General features: G+C 73.5%; 19 protein-coding genes and 2 rRNA genes. 13 read left to right on the top strand and 8 right to left on the bottom strand.

Translation table 11 applies throughout. The annotated features are described in order from the left end of the window. Positions 1-158: ribosomal RNA gene (locus KUM32_RS10540) — 23S ribosomal RNA — on the top strand; the annotation flags it as partial. A 106-nt stretch (positions 159-264) separates the two neighbouring features. Further along, a 5S ribosomal RNA gene (rrf, locus tag KUM32_RS10535) occupies positions 265-381 on the top strand. Between the two features lie 120 nt (positions 382-501). Here the strand turns inward: rrf and KUM32_RS45235 are convergent. Further along, positions 502-1,578 (bottom strand): hypothetical protein, encoded by a 1,077-nt coding sequence (locus KUM32_RS45235; protein WP_217141575.1) that lies wholly within the window; start codon positions 1,576-1,578, stop codon positions 502-504. A 63-nt stretch (positions 1,579-1,641) separates the two neighbouring features. On the opposite strand from KUM32_RS45235, the gene KUM32_RS10525 reads away from it, so the two are divergent. Further along, entirely contained in the window at positions 1,642-2,385 is a 744-nt protein-coding gene (locus KUM32_RS10525) for a tetratricopeptide repeat protein (protein ID WP_217141574.1), read from the top strand. Between the two features lie 57 nt (positions 2,386-2,442). On the opposite strand, the gene KUM32_RS10520 is transcribed toward KUM32_RS10525, so the two are convergent. Continuing rightward, positions 2,443-3,762: a DUF1015 domain-containing protein gene (locus KUM32_RS10520; RefSeq protein ID WP_217141562.1), complete on the bottom strand. Its 1,320-nt coding sequence runs from the start codon at positions 3,760-3,762 to the stop codon at positions 2,443-2,445. A gap of 72 nt (positions 3,763-3,834) precedes the next feature. On the opposite strand from KUM32_RS10520, the gene KUM32_RS10515 reads away from it, so the two are divergent. From KUM32_RS10515 to KUM32_RS10500, 4 genes are all read left to right on the top strand, one after another. Next, complete coding sequence (locus KUM32_RS10515; RefSeq protein WP_217141561.1) at positions 3,835-4,866, top strand: HAD hydrolase-like protein; 1,032 nt, start codon at positions 3,835-3,837, stop codon at positions 4,864-4,866. 91 nt (positions 4,867-4,957) lie between these two features. Continuing rightward, positions 4,958-6,001, top strand: a complete 1,044-nt coding sequence (locus KUM32_RS10510; protein ID WP_217141560.1) for an iron ABC transporter permease — start codon at positions 4,958-4,960, stop codon at positions 5,999-6,001. A gap of 5 nt (positions 6,002-6,006) precedes the next feature. Further along, positions 6,007-7,044, top strand: coding sequence for an iron chelate uptake ABC transporter family permease subunit (locus tag KUM32_RS10505; RefSeq protein ID WP_217141573.1), 1,038 nt, complete (start codon positions 6,007-6,009; stop codon positions 7,042-7,044). Further along, complete coding sequence (locus tag KUM32_RS10500) at positions 7,041-7,943, top strand: ABC transporter ATP-binding protein (RefSeq protein WP_217141559.1); 903 nt, start codon at positions 7,041-7,043, stop codon at positions 7,941-7,943. The genes KUM32_RS10505 and KUM32_RS10500 overlap by 4 nt, the downstream gene beginning before the upstream one ends. On the opposite strand, the gene KUM32_RS10495 is transcribed toward KUM32_RS10500, so the two are convergent. Continuing rightward, on the bottom strand, positions 7,927-8,274 hold the full coding sequence (locus KUM32_RS10495) for a sterol-binding protein (protein ID WP_217141558.1): 348 nt from the start codon (positions 8,272-8,274) through the stop codon (positions 7,927-7,929). The genes KUM32_RS10500 and KUM32_RS10495 overlap by 17 nt on opposite strands. Before the next feature lie 42 nt (positions 8,275-8,316). Here KUM32_RS10495 and KUM32_RS10490 point away from each other — a divergent pair, with 42 nt between their 5' ends. The 6 genes from KUM32_RS10490 to KUM32_RS10465 all read left to right on the top strand — a co-directional run bounded on the left by KUM32_RS10490 (position 8,317) and on the right by KUM32_RS10465 (position 14,409). Further along, a complete protein-coding gene (locus KUM32_RS10490) occupies positions 8,317-8,637 on the top strand; it encodes a hypothetical protein (protein WP_217141557.1) in 321 nt (106 codons plus the stop codon). Positions 8,638-8,644: 7 nt separating this feature from the next. After that, positions 8,645-9,460 carry a hemolysin gene (locus tag KUM32_RS10485; RefSeq protein WP_217141556.1) on the top strand — a complete coding sequence of 272 codons (816 nt, stop codon included), beginning with the start codon at positions 8,645-8,647 and terminating at the stop codon, positions 9,458-9,460. Then, positions 9,457-10,362: an NAD kinase gene (locus KUM32_RS10480; protein ID WP_217141555.1), complete on the top strand. Its 906-nt coding sequence runs from the start codon at positions 9,457-9,459 to the stop codon at positions 10,360-10,362. Before KUM32_RS10485 ends, KUM32_RS10480 begins: the two co-directional genes overlap by 4 nt. Positions 10,363-10,524: 162 nt before the next feature. After that, positions 10,525-12,267: a DNA repair protein RecN gene (recN, locus tag KUM32_RS10475; RefSeq protein ID WP_217141554.1), complete on the top strand. Its 1,743-nt coding sequence runs from the start codon at positions 10,525-10,527 to the stop codon at positions 12,265-12,267. A 48-nt stretch (positions 12,268-12,315) separates the two neighbouring features. Beyond that, positions 12,316-13,077, top strand: coding sequence for a hypothetical protein (locus tag KUM32_RS10470; RefSeq protein WP_217141553.1), 762 nt, complete (start codon positions 12,316-12,318; stop codon positions 13,075-13,077). Between the two features lie 186 nt (positions 13,078-13,263). Continuing rightward, on the top strand, positions 13,264-14,409 hold the full coding sequence (locus KUM32_RS10465) for a glycosyltransferase family 4 protein (protein ID WP_217141552.1): 1,146 nt from the start codon (positions 13,264-13,266) through the stop codon (positions 14,407-14,409). A gap of 10 nt (positions 14,410-14,419) precedes the next feature. Here KUM32_RS10465 and KUM32_RS10460 read toward each other — a convergent pair whose 3' ends face one another. From KUM32_RS10460 to KUM32_RS10440, 5 genes are all read right to left on the bottom strand, one after another. Next, a complete protein-coding gene (locus KUM32_RS10460) occupies positions 14,420-16,066 on the bottom strand; it encodes a PucR family transcriptional regulator (protein ID WP_217141551.1) in 1,647 nt (548 codons plus the stop codon). A gap of 9 nt (positions 16,067-16,075) precedes the next feature. After that, entirely contained in the window at positions 16,076-16,843 is a 768-nt protein-coding gene (locus tag KUM32_RS10455; RefSeq protein WP_217141550.1) for a barstar family protein, read from the bottom strand. A gap of 77 nt (positions 16,844-16,920) precedes the next feature. Further along, positions 16,921-20,826 (bottom strand): polymorphic toxin-type HINT domain-containing protein, encoded by a 3,906-nt coding sequence (locus KUM32_RS10450; protein WP_254405309.1) that lies wholly within the window; start codon positions 20,824-20,826, stop codon positions 16,921-16,923. A gap of 337 nt (positions 20,827-21,163) precedes the next feature. Beyond that, complete coding sequence (locus KUM32_RS10445) at positions 21,164-21,316, bottom strand: hypothetical protein (protein ID WP_217141549.1); 153 nt, start codon at positions 21,314-21,316, stop codon at positions 21,164-21,166. Positions 21,317-21,510: 194 nt separating this feature from the next. Further along, positions 21,511-23,313 carry a glycoside hydrolase family 15 protein gene (locus KUM32_RS10440; protein WP_217141571.1) on the bottom strand — a complete coding sequence of 601 codons (1,803 nt, stop codon included), beginning with the start codon at positions 23,311-23,313 and terminating at the stop codon, positions 21,511-21,513. Between the last annotated feature and the right edge of the window lie 365 nt (positions 23,314-23,678).

Below are 23,678 nucleotides of genomic sequence, written 5' to 3'. Positions count from 1 at the left end.
CGCTGAAAGCATCTAAGCGGGAAGCCTGCTTCGAGATGAGGACTCCCACCCACTTGATGGGGTAAGGCTCCCAGTAGACGACTGGGTTGATAGGCCGGATCTGGAAGCACCGTGAGGTGTGGAGGTGACCGGTACTAATAGGCCGAGGGCTTGTCCTCAGTTGCTCGCGTCCACTGTGTTAGTTCTGAGGCAACGAACAGTTGCCGGCTTTCGAGCTGAACAGATAACTAAAGAGTGTGCTTGTTCGCTCGAAACCATTAGGGTTTCGGTGGTCATAGCGTAGGGGAAACGCCCGGTTACATTTCGAACCCGGAAGCTAAGCCTTACAGCGCCGATGGTACTGCAGGGGGGACCCTGTGGGAGAGTAGGACGCCGCCGAACAATCTTTGGGAAGGACCCCTGGTCCCCAGCGTTCAGCTGGGACCAGGGGTCCTTTCGTTTTTCCAGGGCGCACCGGGTACCCGGCTGCGCGAGAATGACTTGCAGTACCGAAGACAGGAGTCACCGATGTCCACCAACTCTCCCGACGACCGACCGGAGCGCGACCAGCGGCGACGGGACAGTGGTGACCGCGGGGACCGAAGTGGTCAGCGCGGGGACCGCGGGGGTTTCCGCCGCGACGACGACCGCAACCGAGGCGGGTTCCGGCGCGACGACCGTCGTGGTGATGACCGTGGCGGGCAGCGTGGTGGCTTCCGCCGCGACGACCGCCGCGATGACCGCCGCGATGACAACCGTGGTGGCGGGTACGGGCGTCGTGACGACCGTGACCGTGGGCCGCGTCGTGATGACCGGGGTGACCGTCCCACCTACCGCCGGGACGACCGCGGCGGTGACCGTCCTTCGTTCCGCCGTGACGACCGCGGCGACCGTCCCGCCTACCGCCGCGATGACCGTGGCGAGCGGGCCGGCTTCGGTCGGCGCGACGACCGTCGTGGTGATGACCGTGGCGGGCAGCGTGGTGGCTTCCGTCGTGACGACCGCCGCGACGACCGCCGCGACGACCGTCGTGACGACCGTCGTGATGACAACCGTGGTGGCGGGCACGGGCGTCGTGATGACCGTGACCGTGGGCCGCGTCGTGATGACCGGGGTGACCGTCCCACCTACCGCCGGGACGACCGCGGAGAGCGTGGCGATCGCGGGGGTGACCGTCCCTCCTTCCGCCGTGACGACCGTGGCGGTGACCGTCCTTCGTTCCGCCGTGACGACCGTGGCGGTGACCGTCCTTCGTTCCGTCGTGACGACCGCGGTGACCGTCCCGCCTACCGCCGCGACGACCACGCGGACCGCGACCGTGGCAACCATGGCGACCGTCCGTCCTACCGTCGTGACGACCGGGGTGACCGGGGTGACCGGGGTGACCGTCCCGCCTACCGCCGCGACGACCGGGGCGACCGCGGTGGGTTCCGGCGTGAGGACACCCGTGGTGAGCGCGGTGGCTTCAGCCGGCGCGAGGACAGTCGCGGTGGCGACCGCGGTGGCTTCCGTGGCCGTGACGACCGTGGGGGACGCGGGCCCCGGCGTGATGACCGTGGCGGGCGGCCCGGCGGGTTCCGTGGGCGGGACGACCGGCACGGCGGCGGTGGCCGATTCCGTGAGGACCGTGACCGTGACCGGGACCGCGAGCCGATCAAGCGACTGCCGATCCCCGAGGAGGTCACGGGCGACGAGATCGACAAGGACGTACGGCAGGAACTGCAGAGCCTGCCCAAGACGCTCGCGGAGGACGTCGCCAGGAACCTGGTGATGGTCGCCCGGCTGCTCGACGAGGACCCGGAGGCGGCCTACGGCTACTCCAAGGTGGCTCTGCGACTGGCGTCCCGTGTCGCCGCCGTACGGGAGGCCGGCGGGTTCGCCGCGTACGCCAACCAGAAGTACGGCGAGGCCCTGGCCGAGTTCCGGGCCGCGCGGCGCATGACCGGGTCCGTGGAACTGTGGCCGGTCATGGCCGACTGCGAGCGCGGCCTTGGCCGGCCGGAGAAGGCGCTGGACATGGCCGGCGCGCCGGAGGTGCACAAGCTGGACAAGGCCGGTCAGGTCGAGATGCGGCTCGTGGCGGCCGGCGCCCGGCGCGACATGGGTCAGCTGGACGCCGCCATCGTGACGCTGCAGAGTCCCGAGCTGGCCTCCAGCTCCGTACAGCCCTGGACCGCGCGCCTGCGGTACGCCTACGCCGACGCGCTGCTGGCCGCCGGCCGGGAGCGGGAGGCGCGGGAGTGGTTCGCGAAGGCCGTGGAGTCCGACCGGGACGGCAGCACGGACGCCTCCGACCGGCTCGCCGAGCTGGACGGCGTGGAGTTCGTGGACGCCCTGGACGAGCACGAGGGCGACGGGGAGAGCCCCGCCGCCGAGCGCGAGGACGAGGACGGCGAGAAGGCCTGACGTCCATGGAGTGACGACGCGGGGGCGGGACCGGCACACGGTCCCGCCCCCGCGTCGTCACCTCACGTCCCGTGCCGACTCGTGTTCAAGGTCCAGCGCGCGCAGCACCAGGCCCGAGGCGGGCTTCGGACCGAAGGACGTCGACTTGCGGGGCATCGTGACGCCCTGGCGGGCCAGGTCGCGGACGACCTCCTCACGGACCGGGTGCATCAGTACCGCGGTACCGCCGTCGCGCTCCGCCTTCTCGACCGTGGCCGCCGTGTCGTGGATGTACGAGACGTGGGCGGCGGAGTCGTCGGGGACGTTCCAGACGTGGGCCAGGAGCGTGGCGTGCAGGACGGTGGCGTCCAGGGCGCGCCAGGCCTCGGGGCGGTCGGCGGGGACCGTGCGGGCCAGCAGGCCGGGATCCGGCCGGTCGACGAGGTGGAAGGCGCCGTCACCCGCGAGCAGGAAGGCGTTGCCCGCCTCGGCGGCCTTCGCCAGGGCGGCCGTGGCCTCCGGCAGGGGCGTGTCGAGGCGGCGGACGCGGAAACGGCCCTCCAGGGCGGCGACGGCGTCGCCCACCGGGAGGTCGTGCAGCAGACGGTGGATGGCGCGGACCCTGAGCGGATAGCGGGTCGTGTCGACCAGGAGGACCAGACCGTGGTCCCAGGGGCTGGGAGAGGGATGTTCCGCGCGGAGCGTGCGGTAGGTCGCCCAGCGGTGGTGGCCGTCGGCGATGAGAGCCTGGAGCCCGGCCAGCTCGGAGCGGACACGGGCCACGTCGTCGGCGTCGGTGACCGACCACAGGCGGTGGCAGAAGCCGTCCTCCGTGGTGGTCGAGAGAAGCGGAGGCCGCTCGGCGGTGCGTTCCACGAGGGCGGTCGTGGCCGTCGTGGCACCGTCGCCGCGGTAGGTCAGAAGCAGGGGCTCGAGGTTCGCCGAGGTGGCCCGCATGAGTGCCGCCCGGTCGGCGACGACGTGCGGCATGACGTCCTCGTGCGGCAGGACGACCTGCTCCGAGGGATCCGACACGCGCAGGGCGCCGATGATGCCGCGCTGCAGCATGGAGTCGCCGTCGCGTTGTTCGTAGACGTACAGGCCCGGTTCGGGGTCGGCGGTCAGGACGCCCTCCGCCATCCAGCGCCGCAGGGTGCGGGCGGCCTGGTCGTTGCGCGCCTCGGGCGTGGCGGCCTGGGGCAGGATCAGGCGGACGATGTTGTGCGGGTCGGCCGACTCGAGGTGGAGCAGGCCGTCGGGGCGGACCACGACGTCGTAGGGCGGGGACGTCACGGCGGCCAGGCTGCCGACCCGGTCGGGGTCGTAGCGGAGGCCTCGGAACGGGGTGAGTTCCAGGCCCCGGTGCGCCGTTGCTTCCGGGTGGCCCGCAGTGTTCATCCCGGCATCGTACGTGTGTCAGTGGTATGGGGGATGATCGGGGGAAAGGCGTCGAACGAGGAGCGAAGTGCAATGAGCCGGAGCGTCAGGACGAGTCCCGAAGGGAGTGGGCGGGGCCTGTGCGAGGCGTACGACACGGCGCTGCTCGACCTCGACGGGGTGGTGTACGCGGGGGGGAACGCGATCGCCCACGCGGTCGAGTCGCTCGCCACGGCCCGCGCGGGCGGCATGCACCTGGCGTACGTCACGAACAACGCGCTGCGGACTCCCGACGCGGTGGCCGAGCACCTGACCGAGCTGGGCATACCGACGACGGCGCACGACGTCATCACCTCGGCGCAGGCGGTGGCCCGGCTGATCGCCGAGCAGGTGCCGTCGGGTGCGCGGGTGTTGGTGATCGGCGGCGAGGGGCTGCGGGTGGCGCTGCGCGAGCGCGGGCTCGAGCCGGTGGAGTCGGCCGAGGACGATCCGGCGGCCGTGGTGCAGGGATTCGGAGGGCCCGAGCTGCCGTGGGGCCGGTTCGCCGAGGCCTGTTACGCCATCGCGCGCGGGGTGCCGTGGTTCGCCTCCAACACGGACCTGACGATTCCCGGCGCGCGCGGCATCGCGCCGGGCAACGGCGCGGCGGTGGAGGTCGTGCGGATCGCCACCGGCGCCGAGCCGCAGGTCGCGGGGAAGCCGTTGCCGCCCATGCACCGGGAGACGATCCTGCGGACCGGGGCCCAGCGGCCGCTGGTGGTGGGGGACCGGCTGGACACGGACATCGAGGGCGCGTTCAACGGGGAGGTCGACTCGCTGCTCGTCCTGACCGGTGTGACCGACGGGGCGCGGTTGCTGGCGGCGCCGCCGCAGCACCGGCCGACGTACGTCGACGCCGATCTGCGCGGGCTGCTCACCGGGCAGCCGGAGGTCTCCGCAGACGGGAACGGCGGGTTCCGGTGCGGCGGCTGGACGGCGACGGCCGGTGAGGAACGGCTGGAGCTGGCGGGCGACGGCGCGGCGGCGGACGGTCTGCGCGCACTGTGCGCGGCGGCCTGGACGGCGGGCGGGGAGAAGGGGTGCGAGCTGGATTCGGAGAAGGCGTTGGCGCGACTGGGATGGTGAGTTGCCGCGCGGGGAAGGAGCCTGCGCGAGGGCGCGGTGCGGCGGCGTCACGGGAATCGTGATCGATGGCAGGGTAGGCTAACCTAACCGCGTGTTGGTCGACAGTCCCCCTGAACAGCGCGCGGAGACCGCCCCCGCGCCCCCGAAGCGCCGTGCGCTACGCGCCGTCGGGCTGCCCGTGTCCGCCGCGGTCCTGGTGCTCATCGCGCTGGCGAGCATCGCGATCGGTGCGAAGGACCTGTCCCTGGCGCAGGTCTGGCACGGCTTGTTCCACGACTCCGGCACCTACGGCGACGTCGTGGTCGGCGAGCGGCTGTCGCGGACCGTGCTCGGCCTCCTGGCCGGTGCCGCGCTCGGGCTGGCCGGAGCGGTGCTGCAGGCGCTCACCCGCAACCCGCTGGCCGACCCCGGGCTGCTCGGCATCAACGCGGGCGCCTCCGCGGCGGTCGTCACGGCCATCACCTTCTTCGGCGTCACCTCGCTGACCGGCTACGTCTGGTTCGCGTTCGCCGGTGCCGCGGGCGTCGGCGCGCTGGTGTGGTTCCTGGGCGGCAGCCGGGGGGCGACGCCGGTGCGGCTGGTGCTGGCCGGCACCGCGATCAGCGCCGCCCTCTTCGGCTACCTCCAGGCCGTCATGATCATGGACGACGCGGCGCTGGGCAGGATGCGTTTCTGGACCGTCGGCTCGCTGTCCTCGGCGACGAACGGCACGATCCGGGAAGTGCTGCCGTTCTTCGTGGCCGGCACGGTTCTCGCCCTCGCGCTCGCCCGCCCGCTCAACGCCATGGAGATGGGAGACGACACCGCCAGGGCCCTGGGCGCCGACCTGAACCGCACCCGGGCGCTGTCCATGCTGGCGGCGACCGTGCTGTGCGGGGCGGCGACCGCCGCCTGCGGGCCGATCGTGTTCGTCGGGCTGATGGTCCCGCACGTCGTCCGCTCCTTCACCGGCCCCGACATGCGCTGGATCCTGCCCTACGCCGCGATCCTGTCGCCCGTGCTGCTGCTCGGCGCGGACGTCCTCGGCCGGATCCTCGCACGGCCCGCGGAGCTCCAGGTCGGAATCGTCACCGCCGTCCTCGGCGGGCCGGTCTTCATCCATCTCGTACGACGGCGGAGGACGGCCCAGCTGTGAAGCCCGTGAAGACCAACCGTGCCGTGCGGAGCCCGGGCGGGCTGTCGGTCCGCCTCGACGTCCGGTCCGTCGTCGTCGTTGTCCTGCTGCTGGTCGTCGCGCTCGCGGCGAGCGTCGTACTGATCGGCACCGGCGACTTCGAGATACCGGCCGGCGACGTGCTCAGGACCCTGGTCGGCCAGGGCGACGCCGGCCAGGAGTTCATCGTCAACGAACTGAGGCTGCCGCGGGTCCTGGTCGGGCTACTGGTCGGCGCCGCGCTCGGGCTGGGCGGGGCGCTGTTCCAGGCCATCTCGCGCAACCCGCTGGGCAGTCCGGACGTGCTCGGCCTCGGGCAGGGCGCGACGGCCGGTGCCCTCACGATGATCGTCCTGTTCTCCGGCAGTTCGGCACAGGTCACCGTCGGCGCGCTCGTGGGCGGTCTGGTGACCGGCCTCGCCATCTATCTGCTCGCCTGGAAGCGGGGTGTGCACGGTTACCGGTTGGTCCTGGTCGGTATCGGCATGTCCGCGATCGTCACGGCGGTCAACGGCTATCTGCTCACCCGGGCCGACATCGTCGACGCCTCCCGCGCCGTCGTCTGGATGACCGGCTCCCTCAACGGCCGCGACTGGGACCAGGTCTGGCCCCTGCTCGTGCTGTGCGCCGTGCTCGTCCCGCTCGTTCTCACCAACGGACGGGCTCTGCGGATGATGGAGATGGGCGACGACGTCTCGTACGCCCTCGGCGTGCGCGTCGAGCGGGTGCGGGGGCTGCTGATGGTGGCCGCCGTGCTGCTCACCGCCGCCGCCACCGCCGCCGCGGGGCCGGTCAGCTTCGTGGCGCTCACCGCGCCGCAGCTCGCCCGGCGCCTGACCCGTTCGCCGGGCCCCAACCTGCTGCCGTCCCTGTGCCTGGGCGCCGCCCTGCTGGTCACCGCGGACCTGGTCTCGCAGCGGGCCTTCGGCGCCGACCAGCTGCCGGTGGGCGTGGTCACCGGCGTGCTCGGCGGCGTCTACCTGCTGTGGCTGCTGGTCACCGAGCGCAGGGCGGGCCGGATATGAGCGCCGGAGCCGGTACCCGCAGCGGGCTGAACAACCAAAGGAGCAACGTGAACCGCCTGACCGCCGAGAACGTCACCCTCGCGTACGACCAGCGGGTCATCGCGGAGAAGCTGTCGGTGGAGATACCCGACAACTCCTTCACCGTGATCGTCGGCCCGAACGCGTGCGGCAAGTCCACCCTGCTGCGGGCCCTGTCGCGGATGCTCAAGCCCACCCGGGGCCGGGTACTGCTGGACGGATCGGTCATCCAGTCGATGCCCGCCAAGCAGGTGGCGCGGACCCTCGGCCTGCTGCCGCAGTCGTCCATCGCACCCGACGGGATCACCGTCGGCGACCTCGTCGGCCGGGGCCGCTACCCGCACCAGGGCATTCTGCGGCAGTGGTCGGCCGAGGACGAGCGGGTCGTCCAGGAGTCGATGGCCCAGACCGGCGTTTCCGAACTCGCCGACCGCTACGTCGACGAGCTCTCGGGCGGTCAGCGCCAGCGCGTGTGGATCGCCATGGCGCTCGCCCAGCAGACCCCGCTGCTGCTGCTCGACGAGCCGACCACCTACCTGGACATCCAGCACCAGATCGACGTCCTCGACCTGTGTGCGGAGCTCCACGAGGAGCAGGGCCGCACGCTCGTGGCCGTCCTGCACGACCTCAACCACGCCGCCCGCTACGCCACCCACCTCATCGCCCTGCGCGGCGGGGAGGTCATCGCCGAGGGCGCGCCGAAGGACATCGTCACCGCCGACCTGGTCGAGCGGGTCTTCGGGCTGCGCTGCCAGGTCATCGACGACCCGGAGACGGGTACGCCGCTGGTGGTGCCGGCCGCGCGCAAGGCACGGGGCACGGAGGCCGCCGGGCGACCGGGGAAGGCGGCGGAGAAGGTGGCGGCTACAGAAGCTTCCTGAGCCGGAACAGGTCGCGCAGGCCCGCCTCCAGCCTCACCCGGCCCGATCCCCAGGCCTTGGCGAAGTTCAGCTCGCCGGCGACCAGGGCCACCAGGTCGTCGCCGGTCATCGCCAGCCTGATCTCGGCCTTCTCGCGCGGCGGCCCGTCGAGGGTCTCGCGCACGTCGATCCGGCCGTCCGCCATGCGTCCGGCGAAGGTGACGTCCAGGTCGGTGATGTGGCAGCTCACCGAGCGGTCCAGCTCGGTGGCCGACCGCACGTCCCCTTCGGCGCTGCGCATGCTGTCCGAGAGCTTGTCGAGTGCGGCGCGGCACTCCTCAGTCGTGGCCATCGGGACCGACCGTACCCCAGCGGTTCGCGGTAGCGTCGGGGCATGAGCGACGCAGTACCGGAGCCGGAGCCCCGGCAGGCGGGCACCGGCCCCGAGCCACAGGAGACCCGGCAGGCCGAGGCGGCGACGCGTCCCGGGTACGAGCCCGCCGCTCCCGCCCCGCTGGACGTTCCCCGCACCCCCACCGGGAACGCCGAGGTGGACGCCCGGCTGGCGCGGCTGGCCGACGCGGACCACCTGGCGACGGACGGGCATGTCGAGGTGTACGAGGATGTACACGGGGGGCTGCGCGACGCGCTCACCGCGCTCGACGCCCGCCCGGGACCTCCGGCGCCCCCCGCCTCGTACGCACAAGGGAGCTGAACCGAACGTGGCAGGAGTCGCACGCCGCCGTCTCGACGCGGAGCTGGTCCGCCGCAAGCTGGCGCGCTCGCGCGAGCACGCCAGCCAGCTGATCGCCGCCGGGCGGGTCTCCGTCGGCAAGACCGTCGCGACCAAGCCCGCCACGCAGGTGGAGACCGCCGCCGCGATCGTGGTGACCGCCGACGACAGCGACCCCGACTACGTCTCGCGCGGCGGCCACAAGCTGGCCGGTGCCCTCGCGGCCTTCGTACCGCGGGGTCTGGTCGTCGAGGGGCGGCGGGCACTGGACGCCGGCGCGTCCACCGGAGGCTTCACCGACGTCCTGCTGCGCGCGGGCGCCGCGCACGTCGTCGCCGTCGACGTCGGGTACGGACAACTCGCCTGGTCCCTCCGGCAGGACGAACGCGTCACCGTCAAGGACCGTACGAACGTACGCGAGTTGACGCCGGAAGCGATCGACGGGGAGCCCGTGGACCTCGTCGTGGGGGATCTGTCCTTCATCCCGCTCGGACTGGTACTGCCCGCCCTGGTGCGCTGCACCCGGCCGGACGCCGACCTGGTGATGATGGTGAAGCCGCAGTTCGAGGTGGGGAAGGAGCGGCTGGGCAGCGGGGGAGTGGTACGCAGTGCGCAGCTGCGGGCCGAGGCCGTGCGGGGAGTCGCCGGCAAGGCCTGGGAACTGGGGCTCGGGGTGAAGGGGGTCACCGCCAGTCCGCTGCCCGGTCCCTCCGGGAACGTCGAGTACTTTCTGTGGCTGCGGGCCGGCGCAGACGAGCTGGACCCGGCCGACGTTGACCGTGCAGTGGCGGAGGGGCCGCGTTGACACAGAACCGAGCTCGTACTGTATTCCTGCTCGCCCACACCGGGCGTCCCGCGGCCGTCCGCAGCGCCGAGCTCGTGGTCAAGGGGCTGCTGCGGGCCGGTATCGGCGTGCGGGTCCTGGAGGCCGAGGCGTGCGACCTCCCGCTGCCGGGCGAGGTGGAGCTGGTCGGTGAGGCCACCCCGCAGTGCCTCGACGGGTGCGAGCTGCTCATCGTGCTGGGCGGGGACGGGACGCTGCTGCGCGGCGCCGAGTTCGCCCGCGCGTCCGGGGTGCCGATGCTCGGCGTCAACCTCGGCCGGGTCGGCTTCCTCGCGGAGGCCGAGCGGGACGACCTCGACAAGGTCGTCGACCGGGTGGTGAGCCGGGCGTACGAGGTCGAGGAGCGGATGACCGTCGACGTCGTCGTGCACCGCAACGGCGACATCGTGCACACCGACTGGGCGCTGAACGAGGCCGCCGTGCAGAAGGCCGGCGCCGAGAAGCTGCTGGAAGTCGTACTGGAGATCGACGGGCGCCCGGTGACCGGGTTCGGCTGTGACGGCATCGTGCTGTCGACGCCGACCGGGTCGACGGCGTACGCCTTCTCCGCCGGCGGGCCGGTGGTGTGGCCCGAGGTGGAGGCACTGCTGATGGTGCCGATCAGCGCGCACGCGTTGTTCGCGAAGCCGCTGGTGACCTCGCCGGACTCCGTGCTCGCGGTGGAGGTGCTGCCGCACATCCCGCCGGGGGTGCTGTGGTGCGACGGGCGCCGGACGGTGGAGCTGCCGCCCGGGGCGCGGGTGGAGGTGCGGCGGGGGGCGGTGCCGGTGCGGCTGGCCCGGCTGCACCACGCGTCGTTCACGGATCGTCTGGTCGCGAAGTTCGCGCTGCCCGTGTCCGGGTGGCGTGGGGCGCCGCACTAGCGGTCTCGATGGGGTGATCCTGCCGCGTCCCGGCCGCGGGCCGTCTGCGGCCGGTCCCCCCGCGGCGCAGCCGCTGTCAGCACGGCCCCCGCGCCCCCGGCGGCGTGCGCTGTCCCGGCGTGACACGGGCGGCCTGTGTGCGCTCCCCACCCTCGACCTCGTATGGTCGTGTCCGTGCTTGAGGAGATGCGGATACGGTCGCTCGGTGTCATCGACGACGCCGTTGTCGAGCTGTCGCCCGGGTTCACCGCTGTCACCGGTGAGACGGGCGCGGGCAAGACCATGGTGGTCACCAGCCTGGGGCTGCTCCTGGGCGGGCGTGCGGACGCGGCGCTGGTGCGGATCGGGGCGAAGAACGCGGTCGTCGAGGGGCGGATCTCCGTGCCCGGGGACGCCGCGGTGGCCCTGCGGGCCGAGGAGGCCGGGGCCGAGCTGGACGACGGGGCGCTGCTGATCAGCCGTACCGTTTCCGCCGAGGGGCGGTCGCGCGCGCATCTGGGCGGGCGTTCCGTGCCGGTGGGGATGCTCGCCGAGCTGGCCGACGAGCTGGTGGCCGTGCACGGTCAGACCGACCAGCAGGGGCTGCTCAAGCTGACCCGGCAGCGGCAGGCACTGGACCGGTACGCGGGTGACGCGGTGGCCGGGCCGCTCGCCAAGTACGCCGAGGCCTACCGTCGGCTGCGGGCCGTCACCCGTGAGCTGGAGGAGATCACCACGCGGGCGCGTGAGCGTGCCCAGGAGGCCGATCTGCTGCGTTACGGCCTCGACGAGGTGGCGGCCGTGGAACCGCACGCCGGCGAGGACGCGGAGCTGGCGGAGGAGGCGGAGCGGCTGGGCCACGCCGAGGCGCTCGCGTCGGCCGCGACGGCCGCGCACGCCGCGCTGGCGGGCAACCCGGAGGACCCCGAGGGCGTCGACGCGTCGACACTCGTCGCGGGTGCGCAGCGCGCCCTGGACGCCGTGCGGTCGCACGACCCGGCGCTGGCCGCGCTGGCCGAGCGGATCGGCGAGGTCGGGATCCTGCTGCGTGACGTGGCCGGGGAGCTGGCGGGGTACGCCGACGACCTGGACGCCGACCCGCTGCGGCTGGCGGCGGTCGAGGAGCGCCGGGCCGCGCTCACCGCGCTGACCCGGAAGTACGGCGAGGACGTCACCGCCGTACTGGCCTGGGCCGAGCGGAGCGCGGCGCGGCTGACGGAACTGGACGGCGACGACGAGCGGATCGGCGAGCTGACCGCCGAGCGGGACGCGCTCCGGGCGGAACTGGGCGGGCTCGCGCAGGCACTGACGGACGCGCGGACGGAGGCCGCCGAGCGGTTCGCGGCCGCGGTGACCGCGGAGCTGGCCTCGCTCGCCATGCCGCACGCGCGCGTGTCGTTCGCGATCCGGCAGACCGAGGACCCGGAGGGCGTGGAGGTCGGCGGGCGCACGGTCGCGTACGGGCCGTCGGGCGCCGACGAGGTCGAGCTGCTGCTCGCCCCGCACCCCGGGGCGCCGCCGCGGCCGATCGCCAAGGGCGCGTCGGGCGGTGAGCTGTCACGCGTGATGCTGGCCGTGGAGGTCGTGTTCGCGGGCACGGACCCGGTGCCGACGTACCTCTTCGACGAGGTCGACGCCGGTGTCGGCGGCAAGGCGGCGGTGGAGATCGGGCGGCGCCTCGCGCGGCTCGCGAAGAGCGCGCAGGTCGTCGTGGTCACCCACCTGCCGCAGGTGGCGGCGTTCGCCGACCGGCAGCTGCTGGTGGAGAAGACGAACGACGGCTCGGTGACCCGGTCCGGTGTGAAGGTGCTGGAGGGCGAGGAGCGCATCCGGGAGCTGTCCCGGATGCTGGCCGGCCAGGAGGACTCGGAGACGGCCCGGGCACACGCGGAGGAACTGCTCGCGACCGCTCGGGCGGACACGTAGCCGAGTGATCCCCGGGGGCGCGTGTCGCAGGTCCCGTAGGGTGGCCCGATGATCACGCGTGCCCGCCGGACCGGCTCCTCCTTCGCCCTTGCCGCCGCCCTCGCGCGGACCGGTCTGACCGCGCTGCGCGCCACGGCGCCGGGCGGGCGGGAACGCTGGGAGCGGAAGAACCACGCCGGACGGACCGTGGGTCTGTACGCCGGGCCGGCGTGCGCCCTCGCGGCGGCGGTCGGCACCGCGCGGGTGCGGCCCGCCGCCGGGGTCGCCGTGCTCGTCGCCGGGGCCTGCGGGGCCTACGACGACATGGTGGGCGCCGAAGACCCCCGACGTGGATTCCGGGCGCACCTGTCGGCGCTGCGGGGCGGTGAGGTCACCAGCGGGACGGTGAAGCTGCTCGGGATCTCCGCGGCCGGGCTCGCGGTCGGCGCGGTGCTGAGGGAACGGCCGCTGGACAAGGTGCTCGCGGGTGTCGTCATCGCCGGGGCCGCGCACTTCGTCAACCTCGTGGACGTACGCCCCGGGCGGGCCGGCGCCGTGGTCCTCGTGCTCGGGGCGCCGGGGTTGCTGCGGAAGGGGCCCGGCGCGGAGACGGCCGCCGCCGCGATGGGGGCCGCCGCGGCCGTACTGCCCGACGACCTCGGCGAGCGCACGATGCTCGGCGACACCGGGGCGCACGCGCTGGGCGCGGCCCTCGGTGTCGCGGTGGTGGCCGGGAACGGCAGGGCGGGGCTCGCCGCGCACGCCGTCGCACTCGTCGCCGCGGCGGTGTGCGGGGGGAAGGTGAGCCAGGCGGCACGTTCACTCGTGTGAGTGATTCGGCTCCGTCCCGTTGCCCCGGTGGCCGCTGGTGCGCGACGGTCGTCGATCCCGGAACACCCGTACGGCCTGGCATCCTTGACGGAGCAGGGCGCGGGAAACCGCGGGTGCGCTCTCTCCGCACCATCCTTCTGTACGTTCTTCGTGACCGTCCCCCGCCGAACCAGGAGTCCCGGCCACGTGACCTCCCTGAGCAGCCACGCACCGCACGGCCAGTCGCCGCTGCGCACCGTGCAGGTGCTGGGCGGCGGCAACGCCGGCAGTAGCGCGCACGTGAGTTCCCTGGCCGCTGGGCTCGTCGCACGGGGCGTGAAAGTGACGGTGTGCGCCCCCGCCGACGCGGAGCGCACCTACGACTTCACGGGCGCCGGAGCCGCCCACGTGCACGTGCCCCGCAGCAGTGATCCGGTCTCGGTGGCCGCGCTGCGGGCGGTGTGCGCGGAGGCCGACCTGGTGCACGCGCACGGGCTGCACGCCTCCTTCCGCGCCGCGCTGGCCCTCGGCGGGCGCCGGGTCCGTACCCCGCTCGTCGTCACCTGGCACGACCGGGCCCACGCCGAAGGCGCGCGCGCCCAGCTGCTGCGCGTGCTGGAGCGGCGGGTGATGCGGGCGGCCACCGTGGTGCTCGGCGCCACCTCGGAGCTGGTCGACCACGCGCGGCGGGCGGGCGCGCGGGACGCCCGGCTCGGCCCCGTGGCGCTCCCCGCCCGGCCGTGCCGGCCGGCCGGGCCCGAGGACCCCGACCGGCACCGCCCGAAGATCCGGGCCGAGCTCGGTGCCATCGGCCGTCCGCTGCTGGTCGCGGTCGGCTCCCTGGAACGGCACCGGGGCTACGACGTCCTGCTCGACGCGGCCCGCGCCTGGCGCCGCCTCGACCCCGTGCCGCTGGTCGTGGTCGCCGGTGAGGGCCCGCTGCGCGCGGAGCTGCAGCGTCGGATCGAGGGGGAGGGGCTGCCGGTGGTGCTCATCGGCCGCCGCGACGACGTCACGGACCTGCTGGCGGCGGCCGACCTCGCATTGCTGCCGAGCCGCCGGGAGGCACGCTCCCTCCTCGCCCAGGAGGCCCTCCACGCGCGCGTGCCGCTCGTCGCGAGCGACGTGGGCGGCATCCCGGAACTCGTCGGCGACGCCGCCGAACTCGTCCCGCCCGGGAACCCGGAAGCGCTCGCCGACGCCGTCGTGCGGCTGCTCGGCGACGCCGGGCGGTGCGAGGCGCTGCGCGACAAGGGCGTACGGCAGGCGGCCACCTGGCCGACCGAGGACGAGACGGTCGCCCAGGTCCTCAGCGTCTACGACGAGTTGACCCGGCCCACGCCGCTGCTCTAGCGGTCCGCCGCTAGGGCACGTGCCGACGTGCGCGCAGCGCCAGGCTCAACGCCAGGACGGTCTGCGGGTCGTCGAGGTCCGTGCCCAGCAACTCGCCGATCCTCGCCAGCCTGTTGTAGAGCGTCTGCCGGTTGAGGTGGAGCTCGCGTGCCGTCTCCGCCTTGCGGCCCGCGTGTGCCAGGTACGTCTGGAGGGTGGGCAGCAGGGGCGGCTTGGAGCGGCTGTCGTGGTCGCGGAGCGGGCCGATCGCCCGGTCCACGAAGGCCGCGAGGTCCGGGTGGTCGCGCAGCCGCCACAGCAGCAGGTCGATGTCGAGGCGCCGGGCGTCGTACCAGGGCCGGTCGGTGAGGCCCTGTGCGGCGGTCGCCGTCTCCGCCGCGTGCCTGAGACCCGCCGACGCCGCAGCCCAGCCACCGGCCACCCCGACGACCACCACGGGCGGCTGCGACCCCGGCGGTCGTATCCCGGCCCGCTCCACGCCCGTCCGCAGCGCCGCCGCGACCCGGTCCGCGACCGCGGCGCGTTCCGACTCCGAGCGCAGGCCCAGCAGGAGGGGGACCCGGCCCTCCACCGGCCGTACGCCCAGCAGGGCCGGCACTCCGACCGAGGCCAGCTCCTCGGCGACCGCGCGCGCCAGCACCGCCCAGCCGCCGCCGGCGGGGGACAGGGTGTCGCCGAGCCGCATCACCACGGGGAGCAGCGGGCCGCCGCCCGGCTTGAAGCCCAGGACGCGCGCCTGCGCCGGTGCGTCCTCCGCGGTGATCCGGCCCTCGGCGAGGTCGGTGAGGAAGTCGCCGCGCCCGCGCGCCGCCAGCTCCTCCTCCTGCCGCGCCTGCATGAGCACCACCGCGAGGATGCCGGCCGCCCGCTCCGCCGCCATCCGGTGCACCGGCGCCAGGGGGGAGCGGACCGGCAGCAGGACCAGGCGCGCGCGGACCGCGCCGGCGCCGGGGCCGCCGCCGGGCACGTCCACCAGGACCGAGCCGGCGGGAGGCGGGGCGTCCTTGCGGGGGCCGCGCAGCCCCTCCCACACCTGGAGCGGGTCGGCGCCCTCGGGGCCGGACCCGGCGGCGTAGAGCAGGCGGCCGTCCGGGGTCTCCAGGAAGACCGGGTTGTCGCCGAAGCCGGCGAGGATGCCGAGCACCTGCGGCACCCCGCCACCGCCGAGCAGGGCCTCGGTGCAGCGGCGGTGCACCTCCTCGGCCCGCTGGAGCAGCGCGTAGTGGCCGTTGACGATCTCGGTGTGGATCTCCTCGGTGACCGTCACGAACGGCACCTCGCGGTGCAGCTGGACCAGCGGCAGCCCGGTCGAGCGGGCGGTGTCCACGAGCGCCGCGGGCAGCCGGGAGAAGCGGGGGCCGAGCTCCACGACGAGGGCGGCGATGCCGCGTTCGGCGAGGGTGCGGACGAAGGCGCGTTGGTCGGCGGGCCGGGTGCCCAGGCCGTAGCCCGTGGTCAGCAGGAGTTCGCCGCCCTTGAGGAGCGACGCGATGTGGGGTACCTCTCCGGCGTGCACCCAGCGCACCGTGCGCCGCAGGCGGTCGGCTCCCGCGACGACCTCGGGGAGTCCGCCGCGCAGTCCGGGCAGTTCCAGCGCCCGCTGTACCGTGATCCCGGCGCTCCGGGTGTCGAACCTGGTGTCCCGGCCGCTGTCCATAGCCGGACGTTACCCGGCGGCTTCCCCGGGTGTCGCCGTCACGCCGTGCTCCCGGAAGAGCGACATCACGTGATCGGTGAACTCGTCGCCCAGGGCCTCACGGGAGGACGCGAAGTCCCGCCACACCAGGCGAAACGGAGCGGCGTTCTCGCTGCGCACGGTCCGGAGGCAGTCGTCGAGGCCTCCGGTGCTCGAACCGAAGTATCCGCCGGGACCGTTGACCGCTTCTCCCAGCGCGCAGTAGAAAGCGGCCGTCGTGGTGATTCCGGAGCCGTCGAGCACCGCCGTCCCAGCGGTCTCGTACCGGGTCGCCCTGTGCCCGGTGGAGAACCAGGAGGTCTCCACGACGTGCAGCCAGCTCTCGTGCCAGTCGGACGGACACCGGGCCCATTCCCCGCGCTCGACACCCGCGGCCCACTTCTTCCAGATCTCCCCGGCCCTGGGGTACTCCCACGTGTATCCGTAGAACTCCACGTCGGGATACTCGTCACCGGTCACGACGGGCATCTCGGGGGAAACGGCCACCACCCTCCCGAGGTAGTAGTCCCCGATCACCTTCCCCTGCCGGTCGACGACCTGGAGCACCGCCTCCTCGGTCCTGCGCCGGACGCGGCCGAGCAGGTGCGCCTTGACGAGGGTGAACGTCTCCGGCGGCTCCTGGCCGGGGTCCACGAAGAAGCTCCGGATGTCCTCGGAGGCCAGCAGGACGTTCCCCGACCCCTTGTCGACGAGTCGGTACAGAATGCCCTTCGATTCCTCGAAACGCGGGGAGTCCATGCAGAAACCGATCTGTCCGTGAAAGTGCCCGGGGCGGAGGGCCGAAGCCCTCCGCCCCCGACATTACCTAGCGCCCGCTACCCCTTCTTCTGCCAGCCCCAGTCGGGGAAGTGCGGGGCGGTGAAGCGCTGGATCTTCTTGTAGTGGGTCGACGTCCAGCCGATGATCTCCGTACCGTTCGGGAGGGTCTTGACGAGGATCCTCTCGTTGTCCGGAGCGCCGGGAACCCGGTACTTCTTGGCACCGGCCCACTTCCGCCACTCCCTGCCCTCGTAGATGCCGTGGTCCACGAGCTCGCCGCGCTTGTACGCGTCGTACGCCGCCGCGATCTCGTTGGTCATCCCCTTCGGCAGCTTGTCCGACAGGCGGCCGTTGGGGCACCGGTCGTTGTGCACGAGGACCGGGGTGGCGCCGGCCATCACGTAGTACGTGTGCAGGTCGGCGACCGTCAGGTTGTGGACGCGCTGGTCCGGCACGGTCCAGGACCGCACCTCGGTGACCGGTGCCTGCGTGCCCGCCGCCGTCCGCAGCCGCGTGCCGGGAGCGACGGCCGCGGCGTCGCGCCAGGCGTTGACGGAGCCCGCCGCCCAGAACCGGTGCGTGTCCGTGGCGGTCACCGCTCCGGACGCCCCGGGGCCGTACGCCGAGACGGCGACCCGCACGAGCTTCTTGGCACCCTGACTGGTGATGGTCGCCTGGACCGGCTCGGCCTGGGTGCGCCCGGACCGCGGGTCGGTGGCCAGGACCCGGTCGCCGACGCGGACGTCCTCGATCGCCTTGGTCCGGCCGTCGCCCAGCAGCACCCGGGTGCCCGGGACGAAGCTGTTCTTCTGGCAGGGCAGCTTCTTGAGCACCTTGAGCTTGAGCGCGCTCAGGGCGAGGTCGTCCAGGCACTCGGCCGACTTGGTGGTGAGGCAGTTCTCGATCTCCTCGGCGCCCACGAACCAGGCGATCAGGCGGTCGAGGTAGGTGCTGGTGATGCAGCCCATGCCACCGGCCCCGTCACCGCCGCACACCAGGAGCGTCTCGCCGGGCTTCAGCTCCCCGTCTTCGAGCAGCCCGCCGCGGTACTTGACCAGACGCTTCTCGAGAGCCCTGCGGAGCTCGTCGTCGGACAGCGGCTTGCTGGTCTCCTGGGCCTCCTGCTGGATCTGTGCCTTGAGTTCCTCGACCAGCTTGCCGGCCGCGATCTTGATCGCCTCGGTCTCGGCCTTGGCGGCCTCGACGGCGTCCTTGCCCGCGGCCTCGGCCGAAAGCCCCGCCTGGTAGGCGGAGAGCCCGGCCTGGTAGGCGTAATCCCCGGCGACGGCGGCGGAGTGCTGGGCGCGTTCGGCGGAGCGGGCGGCCGACCGGGCGGCCGAGTCGGCCGAGGCGGCCGCCGCGCGGGCGGTCCTGGCGGACTCGGCGGCGCGTTGGGCGGACTTCTCCGCCTGGTCCGCGGAGCTGTCGGCCTGCTGTGCGTACGCGTTCGCCTGGTTGGCGGAGTCCTTGGCCTTGTCGGCCCACTCGACGGCCTTCGCGGCGTCCTTGCGGGCCTTCGCGGCCACCTCCTGCGCCAGGGCGGCGTCCTTCTGGGCGATCGAAGCCGACTTGTAGGCGGCCTTCAGCAGGGTGTTGACCTCGGCGATGTGCGCGGCGGCGTTGGCGTCGCGCTGCCGCGCCTTGTGCAGGCCGATCTCCAGGAAGGTGCGCAGTCCGGACGCCGGCCCCGACAGCGCGGCCTGGGCCGCGGCCTGGACCTCGGGTCCGCCGGTGGCCAGGGCCTGGGCGACGGCGACGCGGTCGTCGTCCTCACGGGCCGCGTACTGCCCCGTGTCCAGGAACCGCGCCACGTCGGCCGCGGTGCCGTCCAGGGCCTTGGACGCCGCGGCCTTCACGCCCGGACCGCCCTCGGCCATGATCTTGGCGACGGCGACGCGGTCGTCGTCCTCCTTGCCCGGGTAGGCGCGGGTGCGCAGGAACTCCCGTACCTGGTCGATCGGCTTGTCCAGCACGTCCAGCGCCGCCTGCTGCTGGGCGGGGATCTCGCTGTTCGCGGCGATGTGCGCCACGCTGGCCCGGTCGTCCTGCTCCAGGGCGACCGTGAGCCTGGCGCGCACGAACTCGGCCACGTCCGCGTCGGTGCCGGACAGGGCGGTCTCGGCGGCGTCCCGCACCCAGGTGCCGGCCGTGCCGAGCAGGTTGACCGCGGCCTGTCGACCCTTGGTGGCCGTGACCGCCGGGTCGGCCGCGGCCGCGGCCTCGTCCAGCAGCTTCTGCGTGTCGGCGTTGAGCTGCTGGAGGCGGCCGATCTCGTGCTCGGCGGCGGTCTCGCGGGCCTGGTGCTGCCGGTTGGCCTCCTCGGCCGCCAGCACCGCCTCCGCCTGCTGCTGGGCCAGCCGCTCGGCGTCGGCCTGGCGGGCCAGCGTCACCACGCCCGAGGCCTGCTCGGCCGCCGACAGCGCGTTGTCGGCGGCGACGGTGGCCGCGTTCGCGGCTTCCGTGGACGCGGCGGCGGCGTCCACCGCCTTGCCCGCCTCGGCGGCGGCCTTGTCCGCCGCCGTCGCCGCGGCCTCGGCGTGCTCGGCGGCGTCGTTGGCCGCGTCCCGCGACTGGCGGGCGGCCTTGCCGGCCTCGTTGGCGTTCGTCTGCGCGGCGTTCGCCGCCCGGCCTGCCTGGTCCGCGAGCCGCTTGGCCCGGGCCGCCGCCGCGGCGGCCTGATCGCCCTTGGCACCCGCCTCGCCGGCCCAGTGACTGGCGTCGGCGGCGGCCGCGGCGGCGGCCGCCGCGTTGGCCCCGGCACTGGCCGCGGCACCCGCCGCCTTCGCCGCGTTGTCGGCGGCGACGCCGGCCTGATCGGCGGCGTCCGCCGCCTTGCGCGCGCCCTTGGCCGCGTCGCGCGCCTTCTGCGCGGCCTCCCGCGCCTGCTTGGCCTTCGTCGCGTCACCGGCCGCCGCACCGGCGGCGGACCTGGCCGAGGACGCCGCGCCCCCGGCCCTGCTGGCCGCGTAGGCCGCCTGGGCCGCGGCCGTGGCGGCCACCCGGGCCGTCGCGTTCGCCGCCGCGGCCGCCGACACCGCCGTACGGGCCGCCTGGGCCGCACGGTCTGCCGCTGCCGCCGCCCGGGACGCGGCAGCGGCCGCCCTGCCGGCCGATTCCTTGGCCTCCTGGGCCTCCTTGGCCGCGACCAGCGCGGCCTTCCTGGCCGCCTCGGTGGCCGCCTGCGCCTTGGCGGCCTCCTCCTTGGCGGTCTCCGTCAGCTCATTGGCCTTCTTCTGCGCCTTGTCGGCGAGTTCGGCGAGCTGGGACACGGTGAGCGTCTCCCGGTCACGGGCCGCCGCGACCTCCCAACCGTGGTCCAGGAACTCCTGGATGTCCTCGGCGGTGCCGTCCATGGCCTGCCCCGCGAGCAGCTTCACGTTGGGGCCGCCCATGAACATCAACTGGGCCACCTGGACGCGGTTGTCCTCCTCCCGCGCCTGGTACTGGCCCTTCTGGAGGAACGCACTCCAGTCGTCGGCCGTGCCCTCCAGCGCCACAGCGGCCGCCGCCTTCACCCCCGGCCCGCCGGCGGCCATGACGCGTGCCACCTCGACCCGCAGGTCCTCCTCGTGCGCCGGAACGAAGGCGGTGTTCAGGAAGGCCTGCAACTGCTCCGCGTCACCGCCCAGGACCGCGTTGGCCCCGGCGCGCACGGCCGGACCGCCCTTGGCCATGACCTGGGCGACCTGCACCCGCAGATCGTCCTCCCAGATGGCCGGCAAGTCCTCGGTCATGAAGGTCTGGACGTCCTCGTCCGACCCCACGAGGGCCGCCGCGGCCGCCTCCCGTACCCCGGGGCCGCCGTACTTCCAGGCTTCCAGGACGTCAGCCCTGTCGAACGGCGGTTCGCCGCTGTCGTCGGCCGCGGCGGGACGCAGATCGGCGCCCAGAACCATGACCAGGGCTATCAGCGTCGCAACGAAGCCGCGCCATATCGGCGCGGCTCCACGTCTGACACTCAACACGTTCTCCCTACCATGTGATGGTCGTTCAGCCAGGCCGGCCCACGGGACGAGGTGCACCGGCGATCGTCGTCGACCGGCCGGACTCACGCCTCGGCGTCGGCCGGGGGACGGTCCTGAGGGCGTGGCGGTCCGGGCGGTCGCCGCCGCACGGGCGGCTCGACCGTCTCTCCAGGCGCTCGCGGATGTCCTTGATCTTTACTGGGAGTTTACGACCTTCACGGCAGGTACATGCTCAACTTTGCCGCGCGATCGACCGGTTCCGACCGGTGCTGCTTCGACAGCCCTGGCCTACCGGGTGCCGCGCGTGGCCCGTGCCGCGCGTGCGAGGCGGCGGTCACTGGCCGGGGGCGGCGGGGCCGGCCTCGAGGACGCGGCGCCCGGCCGGGCGCGGTTTCGGCTCGGCGGGCGGCGGGGCGGTGGGCAGGCGTTCGGCGGCGAGCTGCGCGCGCGGCGCCGGCACCGGGTCGGTGTCTCGCAGGTGAGACACGGCGGCGGGCAGGGGGTTCGGTGCCCAGCGGGCTTCGCGCGGCCCTCTCGGCCGAGGGCGGCGGGCACCCCGGGACGCGCCGGACCGGCGACCGGCGACCGGCGAACGACGCTGTGCGCCCCGGCCGTACGCGTCGACGACGGCCGGGGCGGCGGAAGAACCCGACGAATGCGGCGGAAGAACCCGACGAAGCGCTAGCCCCCGTACGCGCCCGACGCGGTCAGCCTCAGGGCCGTGTCGATCAGGGGCACATGGCTGAAGGCCTGCGGGAAGTTGCCGACCTGGCGCTGGAGGCGCGGGTCCCACTCCTCCGCCAGGAGGCCGAGGTCGTTGCGCAGGGACAGCAGCTTCTCGAAGAGCCTCCTCGCCTCGTCCACCCGGCCGATCATCGCCAGGTCGTCGGCCATCCAGAACGAACAGGCCAGGAAGGCGCCCTCGTCGCCGGGCAGGCCGTCCACGCCCTCGCTGCCGCCCTCCGTCGGGTAGCGCAGGATGAAGCCGTCCGAGGTGGACAGCTCGCGCTGGATCGCCTCGATGGTGCCGATGACCCGCTTGTCGTCCGGCGGCAGGAAGCCCATCTGCGGGATCAGCAGCAGCGAGGCGTCCAGCTCCTGGGAGCCGTAGGACTGCGTGAAGGTGTTGCGTTCCTTGTCGTAGCCCTTCTCGCACACGTCCCGGTGGATGTCGTCGCGCAGTTGCTTCCAGCGCTCCAGCGGGCCGTCGGCGTCGCCGGACTCGATCAGCTTGATGGTGCGGTCGACGGCGACCCAGGCCATCACCTTGGAGTGCACGAAGTGGCGGCGCGGACCGCGCACCTCCCAGATGCCCTCGTCCGGCTCCTGCCAGTGGTCCTCCAGATAGCGGATCAGCTTGAGCTGGAGCACCGAGGCGTAGTCGCTGCGGGCCAGTCCCGTCATGTGGCCCAGGTGCAGGGCCTCGGTCACCTCGCCGTACACGTCCAGCTGGAGCTGGTGCGCGGCACCGTTGCCGACCCGGACCGGCGAGGAGTTCTCGTAGCCGGGCAGCCAGTCCAGCTCCGCCTCGCCGAGCTCGCGCTCGCCGGCGATGCCGTACATGATCTGCAGGTTCTCCGGGTCGCCGGCGACCGCGCGCAGCAGCCACTCGCGCCAGGCGCGGGCCTCTTCGCGGTAACCGGTGCGCAGCAGCGAGGACAGGGTGATCGCCGCGTCGCGCAGCCAGGTGTAGCGGTAGTCCCAGTTGCGCACACCGCCGATGTCCTCCGGCAGGGAGGTGGTGGGCGCGGCGACGATGCCGCCGGTGGGGGCGTACGTCAGGGCCTTCAGCGTGATCAGGGAGCGGACCACGGCCTCCCGGTAGGGGCCGTGGTACGTGCAGTGCTCGACCCATTCGCGCCAGAAGTGCTCCGTCGCCTCCAGCGACTGCTCCGGCTCCGGCAGCCCCGGCGGCTCCTTGTGCGAGGGCTCCCACGAGATGGTGAACGCGATCCGGTCACCCGGAGCGACCGTGAAGTCCGCGTACGTGGTGAGCGCCTTGCCGTAGGTCTCGGCCTCCGTGTCGAACCACACGGAGTCGGGGCCGGCGACGGCCACCGTGCGTCCCTCCTGCTTGTGCACCCAGGGGACCACCCGGCCGTAGCTAAACCGCATCCGCAGCTCCGAGCGCATCGGCACCCGGCCGGAGACGCCCTCCACGATCCGGATCAGCTGCGGCGCGCCGTCGCGCGGCGGCATGAAGTCGATCACCCGGACCGTGCCGCGCGGCGTGTCCCACTCGGACTCCAGGATCAGCGAGTCGCCGCGGTAGGTCCGGCGGGCCGCGGTGGGCGGCTCGGCGCCGGGCGCGTAAGCGGGTCCGATCCGCCAGAAGCCGTGTTCCCCGGTGCCCAGCAGACCGGCGAAGATGGCATGCGAGTCGAAGCGGGGCAGGCACAGCCAGTCGACTGTGCCGTCCCGGCAGACCAGGGCAGCGGTCTGCATGTCTCCGATGAGTGCGTAGTCTTCGATGCGCCCGGCCACGTGCAACTCCAGTCGAACGGCCACGTCACCCCGCGTGGGGGCGGTCGCTAGTGCGGTCAAGGGGGATCAGACAAGTGTCATGCGTCGTTGAGCCATGAGGCAAAACAGTCGTCCGGCCGTGAAGCCGAACGCTGCGCCCCAATCGGCAATTCTTGCTCAACGAACTGACGAGCTCTCGTTGTTCCGGCGCTGACGGACGGGGGTGGTGCCGTGTCGCCGGGCGGGCTCGGCAGCGAACGTCCGAGCAGGATACGACGCATGCAGATGATCTGTGTGCCGCTCCGGTGATCTGTGTGCCGCTCCGGACAACATGGGTGCGCCGAACGGGTGAGCGTCGGGTGAGGAAACGGTGAGCCCCGTGCTCG

The organism is Streptomyces sp. AC627_RSS907 (genome assembly GCF_019049165.1).
The sequence above is the reverse complement of the archived record's forward strand: the minus strand, read 5'-3'. Positions and strand labels throughout refer to the sequence as shown.

Coding starts and splice junctions, on each gene's coding strand:
- KUM32_RS10520 (WP_217141562.1), bottom strand. CDS start 3,762: ATGAACACTGCGGGCCACCCGGAAGCAACGGCGCACCGGGGCCTGGAA.
- KUM32_RS10515 (WP_217141561.1), top strand. CDS start 3,835: ATGAGCCGGAGCGTCAGGACGAGTCCCGAAGGGAGTGGGCGGGGCCTG.
- KUM32_RS10500 (WP_217141559.1), top strand. CDS start 7,041: ATGAGCGCCGGAGCCGGTACCCGCAGCGGGCTGAACAACCAAAGGAGC.
- KUM32_RS10495 (WP_217141558.1), bottom strand. CDS start 8,274: ATGGCCACGACTGAGGAGTGCCGCGCCGCACTCGACAAGCTCTCGGAC.
- KUM32_RS10490 (WP_217141557.1), top strand. CDS start 8,317: ATGAGCGACGCAGTACCGGAGCCGGAGCCCCGGCAGGCGGGCACCGGC.
- recN (WP_217141554.1), top strand. CDS start 10,525: ATGGTCGTGTCCGTGCTTGAGGAGATGCGGATACGGTCGCTCGGTGTC.
- KUM32_RS10470 (WP_217141553.1), top strand. CDS start 12,316: ATGATCACGCGTGCCCGCCGGACCGGCTCCTCCTTCGCCCTTGCCGCC.
- KUM32_RS10460 (WP_217141551.1), bottom strand. CDS start 16,066: ATGGACAGCGGCCGGGACACCAGGTTCGACACCCGGAGCGCCGGGATC.
- KUM32_RS10455 (WP_217141550.1), bottom strand. CDS start 16,843: ATGGACTCCCCGCGTTTCGAGGAATCGAAGGGCATTCTGTACCGACTC.